The organism is Bradyrhizobium sp. T-12 (assembly GCF_058314695.1).
Genome location: NZ_CM177756.1, coordinates 6,705,624 through 6,725,118, shown reverse-complemented (window position 1 = coordinate 6,725,118; position 19,495 = coordinate 6,705,624). Strand labels below are relative to the sequence as shown.

Here is a 19,495-nt window from a genome sequence, read left to right as displayed (position 1 = left end):
CGCTGCGCTCGCAATGACGGAGCCTGCCGGGAGATCTCGGCTAACGCGCCAAGACCCATTCGCCGATGATGCGGAATCTTGCCTTCGCATCATCCTGCTTGAACAACGCGATGCGGTCGATTTCGAGCGTCTCGATTTCGAGAGTCGCAAACCGCGCTCCCAGCATCTCCAGGATCGGCCCGCGCCGTTCCGCATCCAACCGCCCGGTCAGAGTCATGTGGAAGCGGAACTCTTCCATCACGTAAGGGTAGCCCCAGCGGTCGAGATGGTCGCGCTGCCGTTCGCTCAGCTTGTCGGGTCTGCGCCGTGCGCGGTCCTCGGCCGTCAGCTCGGCGCGAAACGAATCGAATTCGCGGACGCAATCGGCGGCGAGCTGCTGCAGCGCATCGACCGGCTCGGCCGGAATGACGGCGATGAAGCCGCTGATGGAATCGACGACCGGCCGGATCAGGGGGAGGGGCCGCGCCTTGCCGGCGAATGCCGCGCATGCGTTCATCAACTCGGCCTCGGTCTTGCCCGATGCCAGCGCCATCGGCGCCTTCAGCGTGCCGTGAAAGCCGTATTTGCGGGGATCGGCGCTGACGTCGCGCCAGTCCGGGGCGACGCGCACTGCGTCCGCGGGAAAGGCCAGTTCGCTGCCGGTATAGGCATCATAGCCGAGCAACTCGGCGCCGAAGCGGGAAAGGGCGCTGTCGCTGCCGGCGGCAAAATAGATCGCGTAGCGGGGAAAACCTGTCATTGCCTCAGCATAACCAATTTACGCCGCAACGACAGCCTCGCGCGGCGTCGCTGCCGCGGTGAGCAGCCGCGTCGCATCGGTGAGATGCACGAGCTTGCCGCCCGAGATCACCGCGATCAGCCGCGGCCGCAGCGGCACGCCGTCGTCGACCAGCAGGATATCTGCGCGGCGGCCTTCGGCGAGCACACCGCGATCGACAAGGCCGGTCGCGCGTGCGGGCCCGGCCGAGATCAGATCCCAGGCTTTCGTCAGCGGCAGCACGCCATCGGCAGCGAGCCGGAACGCGGCGAGCAGCTGCGCGGGATAATAATAGTCAGAGGCCAGCACCGAGCAGAGCCCCTTGGCGATCATATCGGAAGCCTTGGTCCAGCCGGTGTGGCTGCCGCCGCGCACGACGTTCGGCGCGCCATAGACGATGGCATCGCCGTGGCTTGCCGCCGCCTGCGCCGTTTCCTCGTTGATCGGAAACTCCGCGATGTCGGCACCGAGCTCGCGAAACTCCCGGCGCATCGCCGGCGTCGCGTCATCGTGCGAGAGCATCCGCACCTCGGCCGCGCGGGCCGCGGCGGCCAGCCGCGACACCGAAGCGGGCACCTCGTCGGCACGCGAGACCACGCGCTCGACCAGCCGGTCGAATTCTTCGCCCGACAGCCCGGTGCGCTCCACCATGCGGTTGCGCTTGCGCGGCTTGGCCATGTCGGCGACCGTGCCGTCCATGTGGTCGTTGAAGGCGAACAGGTCGACACGACCCTCGCTGAGCCATTGTGCGATCTCGGTCTCGGCCTCGAGATTGTAGGTTTCGTGCCTGAGATGGAAGCGGGTCTCGGCGGCGAATTGCGGGCGCTGTCGCTCGATCGCCTCCATCAGCCCGCGCGCATTGTCGCTGCTGCGCAGGCCCGGCTCCCACGAACAGGTCGTGGCGTGAAATACGGTGGTGATGCCGTTGCTGATGGCCTGGCGGTCGCTGTCGGCGAGCGCGACGTCGATCGGGAAGTCGACGCCGGCGCGCGGCATCATCTGGCGCTCGAAGGCATCGCCGTGAAGGTCGACGATGCCGGGCAGCACCAGCAGGCCTCGTGCATCGATCGCCAGCCGCGCCCGGCGGCGGGAGGCGTCCACTTCTGCGATGTCCTGCCCGGACACCGCCAATGACGTTTCGACGATTTCAGTGCCGACCAGGGCCCGGCCGCCTTCAAGGAAAATGTCTGTCACGCGACCGCGCTTTGCTTGCTTGCAGGGGAAGCTGCCTGTGCTTCATACGTCGAGAGGAAATCTTCAATCCCGAGCTTGCGGAAATCGGGCAGCGCTTCACGCAATTTGTCGTGATCCCAGTCCCACCAGGCGAGCCGCGCGAGCCTTCCGGCGATCTCCTCGGTGAACCTCCGGCGCACGATGCGGGCCGGATTGCCCGCGACGATGGTGTAGGCCGGGACGTCCTTGGTGACGACGGCGCCGGCCGCGATCACCGCGCCGGTGCCGACGTTGCGGCCGGGCAGCACGATCGCGCCGTGGCCGATCCAGACGTCGTGGCCGATATGAACGTGATGCTGCCGCCGCCAGTCGAAGAAATCGGCATCGTCGCTCTCGCCTTCAAAATAGGCGCTGGACCGATAGGTGAAATGCGCCTGCGTCGCGCGGTGCATCGGATGATTGCCGGGATTGATCCGCGTCATCGCCGCGATCGAGCAGAACTTTCCGATGGTGGTGTAGGTGATCTGGGCGTCGTTCACGACATAGGAGTAATCGCCCATCGCCACCTCGTGCAGGATCGTGCGCGCGCCGACCTCGGTGTAGGTGCCGAGCCGGGTCTCGTGCAGCTTGGCCGAGGGATCGATGGTCGGCGGGACCGAAAGCGCTTTGGCGGCCATGGTGAATCCGAAATGCGAGGCGGGCGTTCCTCTTCGATCGGCTTGATGACAGTGTCATGACGCGGCGATGACAGGGGATGAGGTGTGTAGGATCGCCGCATCGCAACGCATCTGTCACACAAGTGTTAAGCGCCGGCGTTAGCGGTGGGCCCCAGCTAATCTGGAGCCTTGCATGCTGGTGGTGGATGGTCTGACGTGTCGCTTCGGCGCGAAAGCCGCGGTGGACGACGCCTCGTTTCAAATCTCCCCCGGCGGCTTCGTCGGTGTGATCGGACGGTCCGGCGCCGGCAAGTCGACTCTGCTGCGGAGCATCAACCGCCTGGTGACGCCGACCGAGGGACGTATCCTGTTCGACAGCATCGACGTCACCGCGCTGCGCGGCAAGGAGTTGCGGCAATGGCGCGCGCGCTCGGCGATGATATTCCAGCAGTTCAACCTGGTCGGCCGGCTCGATGTCCTCACCAATGTCCTGATGGGGCGGCTTGCGACGATGCCGGCCTGGCGCTCGTTGTCGCAAACTTGGACGGAGCAGGACAAGGCGCTGGCGATGTCGGCACTCGAGCAGTTCGACATCGCTTCACTCGCCGCGCAGCGCGCCGATCAGCTCTCCGGCGGCCAGCAGCAGCGCGTCGCGATCGCCCGTGCGCTGGTACAGCAGCCCGACATCATCCTTGCAGACGAGCCGATCGCCTCGCTCGATCCGCGCAACACCAAGATCGTGATGGATGCGCTGCTGCGCATCAACAAGCATTTCGGCATCACGGTGCTCTGCAACCTGCATTCGCTCGATCTGGCGCGCAGCTATTGCGATCGCCTGATCGGCATGGCGCAGGGGCGCGTGGTGTTCGACGGCGCGCCGTCCGCGCTGACCGACCACGTCGCCCGTGAGCTCTACGATCTCGAAGCCGCCGACGTCATGGGCGCGTTGCCCGTGCCAGCGCCCGCTGGCGTGCCCGCGCTCGGAACGGCCGCGGCCGCCTGATCCATTCGTTTAGTTTGCAAATCTTTGCGTCAACCGACCCCAACCGATGAAGAGGGTAACATGATCACTCGCAGACTGGTTCTTGCCGGCGCCGCCGCGCTTGCGTTCACGGCCTCCGCCTCCGCCGACGACTGGAAGGCCAAATATCCCGAGCTGACCTTCGCCGTCGTCCCGGCCGAGAACGCTTCCGGCGTCACCGAGCGCTGGGCGCCGTTCATGAGCTACCTTTCGAAGGAGCTGGGCGTGAAGGTCACGCTGCGCATCGCCAATGACTATGCCGCGGTGATCGAAGGCCAGCGCGCCGGCAACATCCACATCGCCAGCTACGGCTCGGCCTCGTTCGCGCGTGCCCGCCTGACCGGCGTCAAGACCGACGCCTTCGCCAACGACATCAACGCCGACGGCTCCACCGGTTACTATTCGGTGTTCTTCGTCAAGGCGAGCAGCGCCTACAAGAAGATCGACGACCTCAAGGGCAAGAACCTCGGCCTCGTCGATCCCAACTCGACCTCCGGCAACAACGTGCCGCGCTTCGAGCTCGACAAGATGGGCATCCACGATGCCGAGGGCTATTTCAGCAAGGTCGTCTTCACCGGCAGCCACGAGAACGCGATGCTGGCCTTGTCGCAAGGAACGGTCGACGTCGCGGCTAACCAGTGGACCACCGACGACGATTCGACGCTGGCGCAGATGTTGACCAAGGGCATGCTGAAGAATGCCGACGGCTCGGCGATGAAGAAGGACGACTTCCGCATCATCCACAAGTCGGCGCCGATCATCAACGGTCCCTACGCCTACAATTCCGACCTGCCTGATGACGCCAAGGCGGCCATCGCGAAGGCCTTTTTCGACGCGCCGGCGAAGGACAAGGCGGCGTTCGATCGCCTCCAGGACGGCCAGAAGAAGGGGTTCAACCACGCCACCACCAAGGACTGGGATGGCACGATCGAGCTGATCAAGTTCGTCGACGCGCTGCGTAAGAAGAAGGCGTCCTGAGTATCGGGACAACGCACCTGAGCCGGGTCCCTGGACCCGGCTCTTTCTTTGACGGGACCATCTCAGGCCGATGACGACAGCGGTTTCGATCCTCCCTGCCCAGCAGCTCGCCGTGCTCGACGCCGCCTATCGCCGGGCGGTCGGGCGCAAGCGGCTCCGCCTGCTGCTGGGAATCGTGATCTTCGGCGCGGCGCTGGTTCTCGCCGCGATCGGCGCGGAAGTGAATCTGCGCACGCTGTTCACGCATTTTGGCAATTTCGTCAGCTATTTCGATCGCATCCTCACGCTCGACAGCGGCCAGCGCGTCTGGACCGATGTCGGCGAGTGGCTGTGGGGCTGGCGCAAATGGCTGAAGATGCTGGGCGAGACCCTGCTGATCTCCTATGTCGGCACGCTGATCGGCGCGACTGTCGCATTTTGCCTCAACTTCTTCGCGGCCGAGAACACCTCGCCCGCGCCCTGGCTGCGCTTCGTCGTCCGGCGCCTGCTCGAATTCGCCCGCACCGTTCCCGGCATCGTCTTCGCGCTGGTGTTCGTGATCGCCTTCGGGCTCGGTCCGATGGCCGGCGTGCTCGCGATCGCGATCCATTCGACCGGCGCGCTCGGAAAGCTGTTCTCGGAGATCGTCGAGAACGCCGACATGAAGCCGGTCGAGGGCATCCGCTCCACCGGCGCCAGCTGGCTGTCCTGCATGCGCTTCGCGGTGGTGCCGCAGGTGACGGCGGGCTATGCCAGCTACGCACTGCTGCGCTTTGAGATCAACGTCCGCGAAGCTTCCGTCATGGGGTTCGTCGGTGCCGGCGGCATCGGCCAGGAGCTCGTCGTAGCCATCCGCAAATTCTATTATTCGGACGTCAGCGCCAATCTGCTTACCATCATCATCGCGGTTTTCATCATCGACATCACCACCGGCTGGCTGCGCGGACGCCTGTTCGGCAAGGAGGCGCGGACGTGACGCCGCACGAGGTCGATCCGCAGGCGCTTCGCGCGCGCTATCCTGATGTGTTCGACCGGCCCGCCTCGGCGCGGCTCGCCATACCCGCGATGATCGTCGCGGCCTTTGCGGTGCTCGTTTACGGCCTCGTCGATCTCGACTTCTCGCCGTCGCGGTTCTTCGCGGGCCTCAGCCATCTCGGCTGGATCACGTTGATGATGATCCCGCCTGATCCCGGCTCCTCACTGCCGATCTATCTGAAAGCGCTCGGCGAGACGCTGTCGATCGCGCTGCTGGGGACGACGCTCGCCGCAATCTTCGCGTTGCCGGTCAGCCTGCTGGCCGCGCGCAACGTGGTGCCGTCGAAGATCCTGCGCTTTCCGGTCCGTCGTTTTCTCGATTCGATCCGCGGCGTCGACACGCTGATCTGGGCGCTGGTGTGGATCAACGTCGTCGGGCTCGGCCCGTTCGCCGGTGTGCTCGCCATCGCCGTGTCGGATTTCGGAGCGTTCGGCAAGCTGTTCTCGGAGGCGATCGAAGGCGCCGACCAGAAGCAGGTCGAGGGCATCCGCGCCTCCGGCGGCAGCCCGCTGCACGAGATCCGCTTCGGCCTGTTGCCGCAGGTGCTGCCTGTCATCGCCGGCCAGGTGCTGTATTTCATCGAATCCAACACGCGCTCGGCCACCATCATCGGCATCGTCGGCGCCGGCGGCATCGGCCTCCAGCTCGCCGAGCAGATCCGCGTCCTGGAATGGCAGAAGGTGTCGTTCCTGATCCTGATGATCCTGGTCGCCGTCGCCGCGATAGATTTCATCTCGGGCAAGCTGCGCTTTGCGATCATTGGGCGTAGGGCGGTGGCCTGAGTTTTTTTCCTTTCTCCCCCTCTGTGGGAGAAGGTGGCGCGAAGCGCCGGATGAGGGGTCTGTCTCCGCAAGTTCGGCGCGAGAGATTCGCTCGCGGAGAGAACCCCTCACCCGTCTCGCCGCAATTGCGGCGAACCACCCTCTCCCACAAGGGGAGAGGGGAAGAAGCGGTCACGTCACCCGTTCTCCACCAGAAACTCCACCCGCTCTGCCGCAAATCGCGAGTGCTTGGTCATCAGCGGCTTGCCCTGGAGATCGTGGTCGGTCGCGTCCACCACCAGGATCGGGCGTCCCAGCGCCAGATCCAGCCGAGTCGCGTCGGTGGCGTCCACGATGCCGGCGGTGATCCGGGTTGCGCCGCGGCGATAGTCGCGCACGCCATAATGCGCCAGCAGTTTCGTCATCGATCGCGTCGCTGCGAACACGGCGCCCGCGCCGGGAAACAGCTCGGCCGAGAGCCAGGTGGTCGAGACACAGATCGGCGTGCGGTCGGCGAGGCGGATCGCCTCGATCCGCACCAGCGGCGCGCCGGCCTTCAGGCCCAGCTCGCGCGCCAGCTCGCGGGTCGCGACATCGTCGGAGGCCTCGATCAGCTGGCCACGCGGCTCGCGGCCGCCGGCGCCGACGATCTCCGAGAAACGGGTGCGCGAGCGCAGAGGATAGGCGAGCTTCTGCGCCTCGACATAGGTTCCGCTGCCGCGCGCGGCGCGCACCAGGCCGCGCTCGGCGAGGGCCGCCAGTGCGCGCCGCACGGTGTGGCGGTTCACGCGATAGCTTTCGGCGATCTCCATCTCGCCCGGCAATTTGTCGCCGGCCGCAAAGCGGCCGTCGGCGATGCCGCGCTCGATGCCGTCGGCAACGAGGCGCCACAGCGCAACGCCGGACGATGCGGTGTCTTGCATGCTCATATCGCCGGTCAGCCTAGCCCAGAAATCACGCTCTTGTCACGAAACAGTCATGGCGCTCCCGTATGAAGTTGTCTATTATCATAGACAACTTCGGCGCGGCAAGTTCTGTCAAAAGGTTCGGTGGATCGGGTGACCCAGCACAACAACCAGCAAGCCCAGCGCAAGGCCGCGATGGTCGTGCTGGCGCACGCGGAGGCGGGCGAGATCGCCGCCCGTCTCCGCGACTTGGCCCTGGATTTGGCTCTTCCGGCCCATCAGGACCTGCGCGCGCCCGAAAACGGCCTCGTCATGCTGCGCGGCCGGGTCGGCGGTGACGGCGCGCCCTTCAATCTCGGTGAAGCCACGGTGTCACGCGCGGCGGTGCGGCTTGCGAGCGGCGAGGTTGGCTTCGGCTACACGCTCGGGCGCGACGGTGAAAAGGCGCGGCTGATCGCGCTGTGCGATGCGCTGGTGCAATCCCGTGATTTCGGCGGCGCCGTGGAGCGCGACGTGATCGCTCCGCTGCGGGAGCAGCTCATGGTCAGGCGCCAGCAGGCAGCGGCCGAGACCGCTGCGACGAAGGTTGATTTCTACACCATGGTGCGCGGTGAGGGGTGAGATCATGACCACGATTGCGGAATTGCCGCCGGGGTTCGCCGACAAGGTGCTGTCGGCGCAATCGACCTTTCGCTCCGTCATGGACGCGATGGCGCGGCCCGGCTCGGTCCAGCGCATCGTGCCGGGAGCGGGGGCGCCCGAAACGATGATGCGCGGCACCGCCGCGATCGCGCTGACGCTGTTCGATCACGATACGCCGCTCTGGCTCGATGCGCGGATGGCTGAGAGTCTGGACGTCGTGAAATGGCTGAAATTCCACACCGGTGCGCCGGTGGTGCAGGATTCTTCCATCGCGAGTTTTGCACTGATCGGTGACGGCGCGGTGCTTCCTCCGCTCGAGCGATTCGCGCTCGGCACCAGCGAATATCCGGATCGCTCGACCACGGTCATCCTCCAGGTCGAGAGCCTTGACGCAGGCCGCAGCTTCGAGCTGCGCGGTCCCGGCATCGACGGCGCCGCGACGTTGCAGGCCTCGATCAAGCCGTTCGACCTGTTCGAGCGCCTGCGGTTCAACGAGCCGCTGTTTCCGCGCGGCATCGACGTGGTGCTGGTCGCCGATGACTCGGTGGTAGCGATCCCCCGTACCATTCGCGTCGTGAGCAAGGGAAGCTGAAGCATGTATGTCGCAGTCAAAGGCGGCGAACGCGCCATCGAGAACGCCCATCGCCTGCTCGCCCATAAGCGGCGCGGCGACCAGGACGTTGCGGAGGTTTCGCTCGACCAGATCTCCGAGCAGCTCGGCCTCGCCGTGGACCGCGTCATGAGCGAAGGCTCGCTCTATGACCGCGAGCTCGCGGCACTCGCGATCAAGCAGGCACGCGGCGATCTGATCGAGGCGATCTTCCTGGTCCGCGCCTTCCGCGCCACGCTGCCGCGCTTCGGTGCCAGCGAGCCGGTCGATACCGGCGCGATGCGCGTGCAGCGGCGGGTGTCCTCGACCTTCAAGGACATCCCGGGTGGCCAGATCCTTGGGCCGACTTTCGACTACACCCACCGCCTGCTCGATCCCTCGCTCGCGCAAGGATTTGCGCCGGAGGCTCCGGCCACGGCGGAAGCCTCCACCGCGCCGACGCCGCGCGTGACCGACATTCTCGGCCGCGACGGGCTGATCGAATCCTCGCCGCAGGCGGAGGACGGTGCCGGCGTCGGCGATCTCACCCGCGAGCCGCTGAATTTTCCCGCTGACCGCGATCTGCGTCTGCAAAACCTCGCGCGCGGCGACGAAGGATTCCTGCTGGCGATGGGCTATTCCACCCAGCGCGGCTATGGCCGCAACCATCCCTTCGCCGGCGAGATCCGCTTCGGCGAGGTCGAGGTGGAATTTTTGGCGGAAGACGCCGGCTTCGCCGTGCCGCTCGGCGCGATCGAGCTGACCGAGTGCCAGATGGTCAACCAGTTCAAGGGCTCGGCGACCGAAGCGCCGTGCTTCACCCGCGGCTATGGCCTCGCCTTCGGCCAGAGCGAGCGCAAGACCATGTCGATGGCGCTGGTCGACCGCGCGCTGCGTGCCCGCGAGCTCGGCGAGGAGGTGCGTGCACCCGCGCAGGACGAAGAGTTCGTCATGTCGCATTCGGACAACGTCCAGGCGACCGGCTTCGTCGAGCATCTCAAGCTGCCGCATTATGTCGACTTCCAGTCCGAGCTCGGCCTGCTGCGCAAGCTGCGGAAAGAATTTGCCGATGCCCAGACGCCCGATGCCATGAAGGAGGCCGCGGAATGAACGCGCCGGCCTATAATTTCGCCTATCTCGACGAGCAGACCAAGCGGATGATCCGCCGGGCGATCCTCAAGGCGATCGCGATCCCCGGCTATCAGGTGCCGTTCGCCAGCCGCGAGATGCCGATGCCCTATGGCTGGGGCACCGGCGGCGTGCAGGTCACGGCGGCGATCCTCGGTCCTTCCGACGTGCTGAAGGTGATCGACCAGGGCTCCGACGACACCACCAACGCGATCTCGATCCGCAAATTCTTCGCCAAGACCGCCGGGGTCGCCACCACCACGGCGACGGAAGAGGCGACCGTGATCCAGACCCGTCACCGCATCCCCGAGGCAGCGCTCGGCGAAAACCAGGTGCTGGTCTACCAAGTGCCGATCCCTGAGCCGCTGCGCTTCCTCGAGCCGCGCGAGACCGAGACGCGGCGCATGCATGCGCTCGCCGAATACGGCCTGATGCATGTGAAGCTCTATGAGGACATCGCCCGCTTCGGCCACATCGCGACCGCCTATGCCTATCCGGTCAAGGTCAATGCGCGCTACGTGATGGATCCCTCGCCGACGCCGAAATTCGACAATCCCAAGATGGACAATTGCCCGGCGCTGCAATTGTTCGGCGCCGGCCGCGAGAAGCGCATCTACGCGATTCCGCCCTATACGCAAGTGGTGTCGCTCGATTTCGAGGATCACCCGTTCGAGCCCTATCGCTTCAACGCGCCCTGCGCGCTGTGTGCGGCCGAAAATTCCTACCTCGACGAAATCGTCACCGACGACAAGGGCGGGCGCATGTTCGTCTGCTCGGACACCGATTATTGCGAGGGCCGTCAGGCCGCCGGCCATCACGGCAGCCTTAGCGCTGCGCCCTACAAGGAGAAGGCGCAGGAGGCGTCGAATGGCTGATCCAGACCTGCACGAGAACGACGAGCCGCTGCTGGTCGCGACATCGCTCGGCAAGTCCTTCGGCCGCATCGCCGCGTGCCGCGACGTCTCGTTCTCGCTCTATCCCGGCGAGGTGCTGGCGATCGTCGGCGAATCCGGCTCGGGCAAGTCGACGCTGCTGCAGCTGCTGTCGGGTCAGCTCGCCGCCAGTGCCGGCCACGTCTCCTACCGAATGCGCGACGGTGTCGCGCGCGATCTCGCCACGCTCGGCGAGGCCGAGCGGCGTTTCCTGTTTCGCACCGATTGGGGTTTCGTTCACCAGGATCCGGCGCAGGGCCTGCGCATGGCTGTCTCGGCCGGCGCCAATGTCGGCGAGCGGTTGATGGCGGTGGGCTGGAACCACTACGGCCGCATTCGCGACACCGCGTCCGACTGGCTGACCCGCGTCGAGATCGACACAGCGCGCATCGATGATGCGCCGCGCACCTATTCCGGCGGCATGCGCCAGCGGCTCCAAATCGCGCGCAACCTCGTCACCGAGCCGCGGCTGGTGTTCATGGACGAGCCGACCGGCGGACTCGATGTGTCGGTGCAGGCCCGCCTGCTCGACCTCCTGCGCAGCCTCGTCGCCGAGCTGAACCTCGCCGTCATCATCGTCACCCACGATCTCGCGGTCGCGCGCCTCTTGTCGCATCGCGTGATGGTGATGAAGGGCGGCCGCGTCATCGAGACCGGTCTCACCGACCAGGTGCTCGACGATCCCCGCGAGCCCTATACCCAGCTCCTTGTCTCCTCGATTCTGCCGCCATGAGCCTTTCGATATGAGCATTGCAATGACCGCCATGATCGACATCGCCGATGCCAACAAGACCTTCACGATGCACCTGCAGGGCGGCATCGAGCTGCCGGTCGTGCGCGGCGTGACCTTCCAGGTCAATCCCGGCGAGTGCGTCGTGCTCTCGGGGCCATCGGGTGCCGGCAAGTCGTCGATCCTGAAGATGATCTTCGGCAATTACCGCTGCGATAGCGGCCGCATCGGCATCCGCCATCGCGGCGCGCTGATCGATCTCGCCAGCGCCGAGCCGCGCCAGGTGCTCAACGTCCGCCGTGCCACCATCGGCTATGTCAGCCAGTTCCTGCGAGCGGTGCCGCGGGTTGCAACCATCGACGTCGTCGCCGAGCCCCTGATCGTGAACGGCATGGCCCGCGCCGATGCGCAGGCCCGCGCCGGCGAGTTGCTGCATCGTCTCAACATCCCGGAGCGGCTATGGCAGCTTCCGCCCGCGACCTTCTCCGGCGGCGAGCAGCAGCGCGTCAACATCGCGCGCGGCTTCATCTCGGACCTGCCGATCCTGCTGCTCGACGAGCCTACCGCCTCGCTCGATGCCGCCAACCGCGCTGTGGTGGTCGAACTGGTCGCTGAAAAGAAACGCCAGGGTGTTGCGATGGTCGCCATTGTCCATGACGACGAAATCCGCCATTTGATTGCCGACCGTATCGTCGACGTCACCAGCTTTGCCGCCGCCGCCTGAAGGACATGGACATGAACGCCCCGAAGGACATCGTGATCGCCAATGCCAGGATCGTACTGGCGGACCGGGTGATCGAGCAAGGCTGGCTCGCCCTTGCCAATGGCCGCATTGCCGAGATCGGCGATGGGACAGCGCCAGCAGGAGCGGAGGATGCCGGTGGCGACCTCATCATGCCCGGCCTGATCGAGCTCCACACCGATCATCTCGAAGCCCATTACGTGCCGCGGCCAAAAGTGTTCTGGAATCCCGTCGCGGCCGTGATCTCCTATGACGGCCAGCTCGCCACGTCAGGCATCACCACGGTGTTCGATTCGCTCCGGGTCTGGCGCGAGGACGGCGCCGAGGAGGTGGACGGCCGTGCCGGCGTGCTGGCCGCAGCGATCGCCACGGCGCGTGACGCCAGCCTGCTGCGCGCCGACCATTTCCTGCATCTGCGCTGCGAGATCCCGATGCCGAGCGTGGTCGAGGAGGCCAGGGAGCTGATCGACCGTCCCGACGTCAAGCTGATGTCGCTGATGGATCACACCCCCGGCCAGCGCCAGTTCCGCGACGAAGGCAAGCTGCGCGACTATTACCGCGGCAAGAACGGCGGCAAGACCGATGCCGAGCTCGACGAGCTGTTCGCAAAGCGCTTCGAATATCAGAAGCAATACGCCGCCGCCAACATGCGCGAGATCGTCGCGCTGGCGCATCAGTACAACATCCCGCTCGCCAGCCACGACGACACCACCGAGGAGAACGTCGCGGATGCCGTGCGCGATCGCGTCTCGGTCGCCGAATTCCCGACCACGCTGGAGGCCGCGCGCGGCCTGCACGAGGCAGGCATCGACATCCTGATGGGCGCGCCGAACGTCGTGCGCGGCGGCTCGCATTCCGGCAACATCGCCGCGGTCGATCTCGCCCGCGAAGGCTTGCTCGATATCCTCTCGTCGGACTACATCCCGTCCAGCCTGCTGATGGCCGCGCTGCATCTTCCCGAGCATGTGCCGGCGATCAGCCTTCCGGCGGCGGTCCGCACGGTGACGAAGGCGCCCGCCGAGGCGGTTGGCCTCACCGACCGCGGCGAGGTCGCGGCCGGCAAGCGCGCAGATCTGATCCGCGTGCACGTCGCCGGCCACGTTCCCGTCGTCCGCAGCGTCTGGCGCGAGGGACACCGCGTCGCATGAGCGGGATCGCGGCCACGGCGCAGGGCGAGGCGGGGGCGATCGGCCCCGGCCGGCTCGTGCTCGTGGTCGGCCCCAGCGGCGCCGGCAAGGACACGTTGCTGCGGCTCGCGCAGGCGGCCTGCGCCGGTGATCGCGACATCGTCTTTCCGCGCCGTGTCGTGACGCGTGCGTCGTCGGCCGATGAAGACAATATCGCGGTCAGCCCGGACGAATTCCGCCGGGCGCGCGAGCACGGCGATTTCGCCGTGCACTGGGACGCGCATGGGCATTCCTACGCACTGCCGCGCGAGATCAACGGCGATATCCGTGCCGGCCGCACGGTCGTCGCCAACGTCTCGCGCACCGTGCTTGGTACCCTGCGCCGGGCCTACGCCAATGTCGTGGTGGTCGCGATCACCGCGCCGCCGGAGGTCCTGGCCGCGCGGCTTGCCGCGCGCGCGCGGCAGAGCGATGGCGACATCGCGGAGCGTCTCACCCGCAGCGTCGATGACGCCTCGGCGCAGGCCGATGTCACGATCCTCAACGCCGGCAGCGCGGACCGTCACAGCCGCGAACTCGTGAGCGTCATCAGGAACCAAGGCCGGCAGGAATAGCCACTGCAACCAGGAGAACGGAATGACGGTGATCACGACGGTCGAGCAACTGGAAGCCATCTACGGCGTCACCAATGACGCCTCGACCGTGAAAGTCGCCGACCACGTCACCCCGCTCTACCGGATCTTCATCGAGAAGGCGCCGTTCGCCGCGCTCGCCACCATCGGGCCCGAAGGCATCGATTGCTCGCCGCGCGGCGATCTGCCCGGTTTCGTCCGGATCCACGACCCCAAGACGCTGATGCTGCCGGATCGCCGCGGCAACAACCGGGTCGATTCCTTGCGCAACATCGTGCGCGACCCAAGGGTGTCGCTGATGTTCCTGATCCCCGGCTCGGGCAACGCGACCCGTGTCAACGGCCGCGCCCATCTCTCGGTCGATCCCGAGCTCTTGGCCTCGTTCAAGGTCGAAGGCAAGGCGCCGCGCAGCGTCATGGTGATGAAGGTCGACGAGATCTACTTCCAATGCGCCCGCGCCATCGTCCGCTCCAATCTCTGGAATCCCGACAAGCGCGTTGATCCCAAGACTCTGCCGACGCCCGGTCAGATTCTCGCCGAGATGAGCGACAACAAGGTCGGCGGCGACGAATATGATCGGATCTGGCCGGAACGCGCAGCCGCTACGATGTGGTGATTGTCTTACCCTCTCCCCTTGCGGGAGAGGGCGGCTCGACGCAATTGCGGCGAGATGGGTGAGGGGTATCTCTCCATTCGCGCATCTCTCGCGATCGAGTTCGTGGAGAGATACCCCTCATCCGGCTCTTCGCGCCACCTTCTCCTGCAAGGGGAGAAGGAAAGTGGAGATTGCCGCTTCGCCCCCTCAATTGAACGCCATACCGCCGCTCAGCGCGATCGTCTGTCCGGTCATATAGGCATTGTCCACGAGCAGCATCACCGCCTTGGCCACCTCGTCCGCCGTTCCGAAGCGGCCGAGCGGGATGCGGCTGACGAGCTGGGGCTGGCCGCTCATCATGTCGGTCTCGATCAGCGACGGCGCCACCGCATTGACGGTGATGCCGTCCTTCACCAGCCGCGCCGCATAGCCTCGCGTCAAGCCCTCCATGCCGGCCTTGGATGCATTGTAGTGCGGTCCGATAGAGCCAGCGCCGCGCGCTGCGCCCGAGGAGATGTTGACGATGCGGCCCCATTTCCGCGCGCGCATCGAGGGCAGCACGGCCTGCGTGCACAGAAAGACGGATTTCAGATTGACCAGGATCGTTCGGTCGAAATCCTCCTCGGTGAGGTTCTCGATGCCGCGCGTGATGGCGATGCCGGCGTTGTTGACGAGGATGTCGATCGGTCCGAGCCCGCCTGTCACGCGTTCGACCAAGCCGGCCACGGCCCCAGCTTGCGAGACGTCGGCGGCAACGACGATGGCGCGGCCGCCCTGCTTGACGATCTCGCCTGCAAGCTGCTCGGCTTGGCCGATCTGTTCGCGGCAGTTGATCGCCACCGCCGCGCCTGATGCGGCCAGCGCGCGACAGACGGCAGCGCCAATCCCGCGCGAGCCGCCGGTCACGAGCGCGGTGCGTCCTTTCAAATCATGCGTCATCGCTGGACCTCCCGGTTCTTCTGTTCTGTAGGCTGCTGAGATCCTATCATGACGACTGCGTCCCCGCGTTGAACTCATCGCGAGATGAATCCAGTTGCCGGTGCTTGCCGCAGGAGAAGCGCTCCAGCGCCGTCATCGCAAATATGGAGAGCCATTTCATTGACCAATCGCCCCGATCGCTCGATAGTCGCAGCATAGAAACTGCTCCTCGAGCCGAAGCCGCCATATGAGAACCGGTCACCAGCGCAATCCCAACGACATGCATGCGTGCATGACGCGGCGCTGTTTCTCGGCGGCCACCGGCGCCTGTTGTTATTGCTGATCGCCTTCCAGCAACAGCCCACACGACAAATCTCAAAACAGGAACGCCGGGACCTCGGCGAGCGAGCAGTCATGTCCCAAGCCCAATCGAACGCCTACATCATCGAGATCCACGACCGCGCCGCCGGCATCGTCACCAGAGACCAGCGCGGCTTCCGTTTTTTCTCCTCCGAGCGGCTGTTCGATAGTCTCGAAGGCCGCCAGTTCCGCTCGGCGCGCGAGGCTGAACGCGCCGCACGTGCGGTGCTCTCCGAGCGGGGCCGGCGTCTCAGTTGATCAGCTGCGGCGGCGCGCCCTGGTGCGTGCCGCCTTCTTTGCGGCGGCCGAGCGGACCTTGGCACCCTTGGTATGGCTCGCCTTGCGCGCGGCCGCCGAACGCGACGCGGCGCTTCGCCGGCTCGCGGCACGCTTGCTTTGCTTCGACAGCGCGCTCCGCGACGCGGTCGAGCGCGGCTCCTTCTTCAACACGCCTTCGACGGCGCGCGACACAAGCGTCCTACGCTTCGGCGTGCGTTTGCCCTGGCCGACCTCGTAGGCATATTTGGCGCTGCGGCGCGTCGACTTTTTGGCTTTTCCCTTGCGCGGAGGCGGTAGGTCGACGCCGGCCCGGCGTGCTTCGGAGAGGCCGATCGCGATAGCCTGCTTCGTCGAGCGCGCGCCGTGCTTGCCCTTGCGGATCCTATCGATCTCATCCTTGACGAATTCGCCGGCCTGCGTGCTGGCCGATTTGCCCGCGCGCTTGTCCTGCTTCGCTTTGCGGATCACTTCTTGTCTTGGCATGGGGTGAGTTCCCTCAACATGTACAGGGATGTCTCACCGCAACGCGCGAGAGGATCGATTGATCCTTTTCAGCTCCGTAAGGCCGCCAGCAGTTCGTCTGGCCGCTCGGCCATGATCATGTGGCCGGCGCCCGGCACCACGACGGTTTTTGCATGCGGAATCGCGGCGGCAAGCGCCTTGCCTGCCTTCGCAGGCGTCATCATGTCCCGCTCGCCGAGGATCAGCGTCGTCGGTACCTTGACGGTCGCCGCGGCGGCAAGCGCATTTGCATAGGCGTTGCAGGCCGACAGATCCCTGAACAGCACACCCGGCTCGCAAGCTTTCAACACGGCCTGCGCGCCGCCATGCATCCACAGGCCCGGCGCAAGGCTGCCGCCGAGCTCGGCGTTGAAGCCGAGGCCCCAGATCGACACCATGTCGTTGGCATCCTGCGAATTGGCTTCGGCGGCCTTCAGGAGATCCGGGCCCACCGTCATGGTCGCGGCGGTGCCGACCAGGCTGAGCGCTGAGACTTTGTCCGGATGCCTCGCCGCGGTCTCCAGCGAGATCAGCGATCCCATGGAATGGCCGATCAGTTGCGCCTTCGCGGCGCCTGCGGCATCGAGCAGCGCCGCGGTCCAGTCCGCCATCTCGGCGATGCTGCCGAGCGAGGGGCCGGCCGAACGGCCGTGCCCGGGAAGGTCAGGCGCGAGCACGGCAAAGCCGTGATGGGCGAACCAGCGCGTGTGCAGCGCCCAGGTGGAATGGTCGAAGCCGGCGCCATGGATGAAGACGACCGCGGGCAGCGACTTGTCGAAGTCGCGGCCGCCGGTGGCGGCGAACACCTCGAGGCCGTTGACGGAGAGCTTCATGGTGTCAGACCTTCTGCGAGATGCGCAGCGCCTGCGCGAGATCGTCGATGATGTCGCTCGCGGTCTCGATGCCGACCGAGAGCCGCACCAATTCCTCGCCGATGCCGGCCGCCTTGAGCTGTTCGGCGTCCATCTGCTGATGCGTGGTCGAGGCCGGGTGGATCACCAGCGTCTTGGCGTCGCCGACATTGGCGAGATGGCTGATCATGCGCAGGCTCTCGATGAATTTGCGCCCTGCAGGTCGTCCGCCCTTGATGCCGAAGGAGATGATCGAGCCCGCGCCGCGCGGCAGGAGCTGCTTGGCGAGCTGATAATCCGTGTGCGTCTCCAGCGAGGGATGCAGCACCCAGTCGACCGCCTTGTTGGACTTCAGGGCTTCCAGCACAAGGTGCGTGTTCTGCATGTGGCGGTCGATGCGCACGCCCAGCGTCTCGACGCCCTGCAGCAGCTGGAACGCATTGGTCGGCGACAGGCAGGCGCCGAAATCGCGCAGGCCTTCGGTGCGCGCGCGCATGATGAAGGCCGCCGTGCCGAACTGCTCGTCGAAGACGATGCCGTGATAGCCGCCATAGGGCTCGGTCAGCACGCCGAACTTGCCCGATGCGCGCCAGTCGAAACGGCCGCCGTCGATGATCGCGCCGCCGATCGCGATACCGTGGCCGCCGATCCATTTGGTCGCCGAATGCATGACGATGTCGGCCCCAAGCTCGATGGGACGGCTGAGATAGGGGGTGGCAAAGGTGTTGTCGATCAGCAGCGGAATCTTGGCGTCATGCGCGATCTGTGCGACCTTGGGAATGTCGAGCACCTCGAGGCCGGGATTGCCGATGGTCTCGCCGATCACGAGCCTGGTGTTGGGCTTGATGGCGCTGCGGAACGCGTCGAGATCGCGCGGCTTCACAAACGTCGTGGTGATGCCGAAGCGCGGCAGCGTGTGCGCCAGCAAATTGATGGTGCCGCCATAGAGCGAGCTCGACGCCACGATGTGGTCGCCGGCGTTGAGCAGCGTGGCGATCGCCAGATGCAGCGCGGCCATGCCGCTCGCGGTGCAGATTGCGCCGACGCCGCCTTCGAGCGCGGCGAGCCGCTCTTCCAGCACGCCGGTGGTCGGATTGGAGATGCGCGTATAGATGTGGCCGGCGCGCTCCAGATTGAACAGCGCGGCCGCGTGATCGGAATCCTGGAACACGTAGGACGTGGTCTGGTAGATCGGCACCGCGCGGGCCCCGGTCACGGGGTCCGGATGCTGGCCCGCATGCAGGCTCAGGGTCTCGAAGGCAGGCGGTTTCGGCGCGGGCATGCATGGCCTCGTTGGGTCGGTCGCGAGGCGGTCGTTTTGCCACAAAACGGCGCGCGGCGTCAGCCCATTGACAGCGCGGGTTATCCCCCGATCGCCTGCTCGATGATCTTGGCCTCCCGCAGCAGGATCTCCGCAACCTCCTGCTCCCGCCTTGGGCCGAGCCTCGTCCGCACCGCGGAGACGGTCATCGCCGCGGCCGGCCGCCCGTCCGGGGTCTTGATCCAGGTTGAGATCGACTTCGTGCCCTGCACGAGGCCGATCTCCCGCATGCCGTATCCCAGCCGCCGCGCGGCGGTGATCTCGCCCAGGACCCTCGCCGTGTCGGTCCGGTACGCCTCGAACCGCTTCTCGTTGGCTGCGACGATCTTTCGCGCCTCCTGCGCCGGCATCGCGGCGAGGATGGCGACGCCCGCGCTGGAGACGCCGAGCGGCCGGCGCGCGCCGACCTCGATCGACAGCACCTGGATCGGATAGATGCCGATCCTGCGGTCGACGCACAGCGTATCGTTGCCGGTTCTTACCGTCAGAAACAGCGTGTCGCCGATCTCGGCGGACGCGCGCCGCAACGAGGGATTGGCGGCGACCAGCAGCGGCGACGGCCGCGGCCGTGCCAGCGCTAGCTCCGGCACCTGGTTGCCGATCGCGTAGCGGCCGCTGCGCTCGTGCCGTTCGACGATGCCTTCCTCGATCAGCACGTGGACGATGCGATGCACGGTGGGGCGGGTGAGACCGGTCGCCCGGATCACCTCGGCCAATGGCACACCGTCCTCGCGGCCTGCGGCAAGAATACGCAGCACGGCGAGGGCGCGCCGGATCGCCTGCGCGCCCTGTCGCGGTTCCAGCGCTTCGCGGCCGGCTTTCGCGGAATTTGTTTTGTCCATAATATGGACAAGAACGCCACAATTCTCTCGACAGGACAAG

At 66.1% G+C, this 19,495-nt stretch carries 23 protein-coding genes; 14 read left to right on the top strand and 9 right to left on the bottom strand.

Annotation, left to right across the window (positions count from 1 at the left end):
* Positions 1-40 precede the first annotated feature (40 nt).
* From AC0WRY_RS32090 to AC0WRY_RS32080, 3 genes are read right to left on the bottom strand one after another with little or no spacing between them, the layout of a single operon-like run.
* The gene (locus tag AC0WRY_RS32090) at positions 41-739 is read right to left on the bottom strand and encodes a DUF1045 domain-containing protein (protein WP_491122377.1); all 699 of its coding nucleotides are present in this window, start codon (positions 737-739) and stop codon (positions 41-43) included.
* 18 nt (positions 740-757) lie between these two features.
* Entirely contained in the window at positions 758-1,951 is a 1,194-nt protein-coding gene (locus AC0WRY_RS32085) for an alpha-D-ribose 1-methylphosphonate 5-triphosphate diphosphatase (protein ID WP_491122376.1), read from the bottom strand.
* Positions 1,948-2,607 carry a transferase hexapeptide repeat family protein gene (locus AC0WRY_RS32080; RefSeq protein WP_491122375.1) on the bottom strand — a complete coding sequence of 220 codons (660 nt, stop codon included), beginning with the start codon at positions 2,605-2,607 and terminating at the stop codon, positions 1,948-1,950. Before AC0WRY_RS32080 ends, AC0WRY_RS32085 begins: the two co-directional genes overlap by 4 nt.
* 172 nt (positions 2,608-2,779) lie before the next feature.
* Here AC0WRY_RS32080 and phnC point away from each other — a divergent pair, with 172 nt between their 5' ends.
* The 4 genes from phnC to phnE (AC0WRY_RS32060) all read left to right on the top strand — a co-directional run bounded on the left by phnC (position 2,780) and on the right by phnE (AC0WRY_RS32060) (position 6,382).
* The gene (phnC, locus tag AC0WRY_RS32075) at positions 2,780-3,589 is read left to right on the top strand and encodes a phosphonate ABC transporter ATP-binding protein (RefSeq protein WP_491122374.1); all 810 of its coding nucleotides are present in this window, start codon (positions 2,780-2,782) and stop codon (positions 3,587-3,589) included.
* Positions 3,590-3,649: 60 nt separating this feature from the next.
* Positions 3,650-4,585, top strand: coding sequence for a phosphonate ABC transporter substrate-binding protein (gene phnD / locus AC0WRY_RS32070; RefSeq protein ID WP_211415670.1), 936 nt, complete (start codon positions 3,650-3,652; stop codon positions 4,583-4,585).
* 70 nt (positions 4,586-4,655) lie between these two features.
* The gene (gene phnE, locus AC0WRY_RS32065) at positions 4,656-5,540 is read left to right on the top strand and encodes a phosphonate ABC transporter, permease protein PhnE (RefSeq protein WP_491122373.1); all 885 of its coding nucleotides are present in this window, start codon (positions 4,656-4,658) and stop codon (positions 5,538-5,540) included.
* The gene (gene phnE, locus AC0WRY_RS32060; protein WP_491122372.1) at positions 5,537-6,382 is read left to right on the top strand and encodes a phosphonate ABC transporter, permease protein PhnE; all 846 of its coding nucleotides are present in this window, start codon (positions 5,537-5,539) and stop codon (positions 6,380-6,382) included. Before phnE (AC0WRY_RS32065) ends, phnE (AC0WRY_RS32060) begins: the two co-directional genes overlap by 4 nt.
* A 176-nt stretch (positions 6,383-6,558) precedes the next feature.
* Here phnE (AC0WRY_RS32060) and phnF read toward each other — a convergent pair whose 3' ends face one another.
* On the bottom strand, positions 6,559-7,290 hold the full coding sequence (gene phnF, locus AC0WRY_RS32055) for a phosphonate metabolism transcriptional regulator PhnF (protein WP_491122371.1): 732 nt from the start codon (positions 7,288-7,290) through the stop codon (positions 6,559-6,561).
* A gap of 120 nt (positions 7,291-7,410) precedes the next feature.
* Here phnF and phnG point away from each other — a divergent pair, with 120 nt between their 5' ends.
* Genes phnG through AC0WRY_RS32010 form a run of 9 tightly spaced genes read left to right on the top strand, consistent with a single transcriptional unit; the run spans position 7,411 to position 14,404 of the window.
* Positions 7,411-7,887: a phosphonate C-P lyase system protein PhnG gene (gene phnG / locus AC0WRY_RS32050; protein ID WP_491122370.1), complete on the top strand. Its 477-nt coding sequence runs from the start codon at positions 7,411-7,413 to the stop codon at positions 7,885-7,887.
* A gap of 4 nt (positions 7,888-7,891) precedes the next feature.
* Positions 7,892-8,500: a phosphonate C-P lyase system protein PhnH gene (gene phnH, locus AC0WRY_RS32045; RefSeq protein ID WP_491122369.1), complete on the top strand. Its 609-nt coding sequence runs from the start codon at positions 7,892-7,894 to the stop codon at positions 8,498-8,500.
* 3 nt (positions 8,501-8,503) lie between these two features.
* Positions 8,504-9,607: a carbon-phosphorus lyase complex subunit gene (locus tag AC0WRY_RS32040; protein ID WP_194404701.1), complete on the top strand. Its 1,104-nt coding sequence runs from the start codon at positions 8,504-8,506 to the stop codon at positions 9,605-9,607.
* On the top strand, positions 9,604-10,500 hold the full coding sequence (locus AC0WRY_RS32035) for an alpha-D-ribose 1-methylphosphonate 5-phosphate C-P-lyase PhnJ (RefSeq protein WP_211415677.1): 897 nt from the start codon (positions 9,604-9,606) through the stop codon (positions 10,498-10,500). The genes AC0WRY_RS32040 and AC0WRY_RS32035 overlap by 4 nt, the downstream gene beginning before the upstream one ends.
* Positions 10,493-11,290, top strand: coding sequence for a phosphonate C-P lyase system protein PhnK (gene phnK / locus AC0WRY_RS32030; protein ID WP_194404699.1), 798 nt, complete (start codon positions 10,493-10,495; stop codon positions 11,288-11,290). Before AC0WRY_RS32035 ends, phnK begins: the two co-directional genes overlap by 8 nt.
* 22 nt (positions 11,291-11,312) lie before the next feature.
* Positions 11,313-12,011 (top strand): phosphonate C-P lyase system protein PhnL, encoded by a 699-nt coding sequence (gene phnL, locus AC0WRY_RS32025; RefSeq protein ID WP_194408470.1) that lies wholly within the window; start codon positions 11,313-11,315, stop codon positions 12,009-12,011.
* 11 nt (positions 12,012-12,022) lie between these two features.
* A complete protein-coding gene (locus AC0WRY_RS32020) occupies positions 12,023-13,177 on the top strand; it encodes an alpha-D-ribose 1-methylphosphonate 5-triphosphate diphosphatase (RefSeq protein WP_194404698.1) in 1,155 nt (384 codons plus the stop codon).
* Positions 13,174-13,770: a phosphonate metabolism protein/1,5-bisphosphokinase (PRPP-forming) PhnN gene (gene phnN / locus AC0WRY_RS32015; protein ID WP_491122368.1), complete on the top strand. Its 597-nt coding sequence runs from the start codon at positions 13,174-13,176 to the stop codon at positions 13,768-13,770. The genes AC0WRY_RS32020 and phnN overlap by 4 nt, the downstream gene beginning before the upstream one ends.
* A gap of 22 nt (positions 13,771-13,792) precedes the next feature.
* Positions 13,793-14,404: a pyridoxamine 5'-phosphate oxidase family protein gene (locus AC0WRY_RS32010; protein ID WP_491122367.1), complete on the top strand. Its 612-nt coding sequence runs from the start codon at positions 13,793-13,795 to the stop codon at positions 14,402-14,404.
* Between the two features lie 186 nt (positions 14,405-14,590).
* Here AC0WRY_RS32010 and AC0WRY_RS32005 read toward each other — a convergent pair whose 3' ends face one another.
* Positions 14,591-15,322: an SDR family NAD(P)-dependent oxidoreductase gene (locus tag AC0WRY_RS32005; protein WP_491122366.1), complete on the bottom strand. Its 732-nt coding sequence runs from the start codon at positions 15,320-15,322 to the stop codon at positions 14,591-14,593.
* Positions 15,323-15,715: 393 nt separating this feature from the next.
* On the opposite strand from AC0WRY_RS32005, the gene AC0WRY_RS32000 reads away from it, so the two are divergent.
* Positions 15,716-15,919, top strand: a complete 204-nt coding sequence (locus AC0WRY_RS32000) for a hypothetical protein (RefSeq protein ID WP_194408469.1) — start codon at positions 15,716-15,718, stop codon at positions 15,917-15,919.
* Here the strand turns inward: AC0WRY_RS32000 and AC0WRY_RS31995 are convergent, their stop codons facing one another.
* The 4 genes from AC0WRY_RS31995 to AC0WRY_RS31980 form a co-directional block, all read right to left on the bottom strand.
* Positions 15,920-16,423, bottom strand: coding sequence for a DUF6496 domain-containing protein (locus tag AC0WRY_RS31995; protein ID WP_491122365.1), 504 nt, complete (start codon positions 16,421-16,423; stop codon positions 15,920-15,922). It abuts the gene before it with no gap.
* A 68-nt stretch (positions 16,424-16,491) separates the two neighbouring features.
* On the bottom strand, positions 16,492-17,274 hold the full coding sequence (locus AC0WRY_RS31990) for an alpha/beta fold hydrolase (protein WP_491122364.1): 783 nt from the start codon (positions 17,272-17,274) through the stop codon (positions 16,492-16,494).
* 4 nt (positions 17,275-17,278) lie between these two features.
* Complete coding sequence (locus tag AC0WRY_RS31985) at positions 17,279-18,574, bottom strand: O-acetylhomoserine aminocarboxypropyltransferase (RefSeq protein ID WP_491122363.1); 1,296 nt, start codon at positions 18,572-18,574, stop codon at positions 17,279-17,281.
* Positions 18,575-18,654: 80 nt separating this feature from the next.
* On the bottom strand, positions 18,655-19,455 hold the full coding sequence (locus AC0WRY_RS31980) for an IclR family transcriptional regulator (protein ID WP_491122362.1): 801 nt from the start codon (positions 19,453-19,455) through the stop codon (positions 18,655-18,657).
* Positions 19,456-19,495 lie beyond the last annotated feature (40 nt).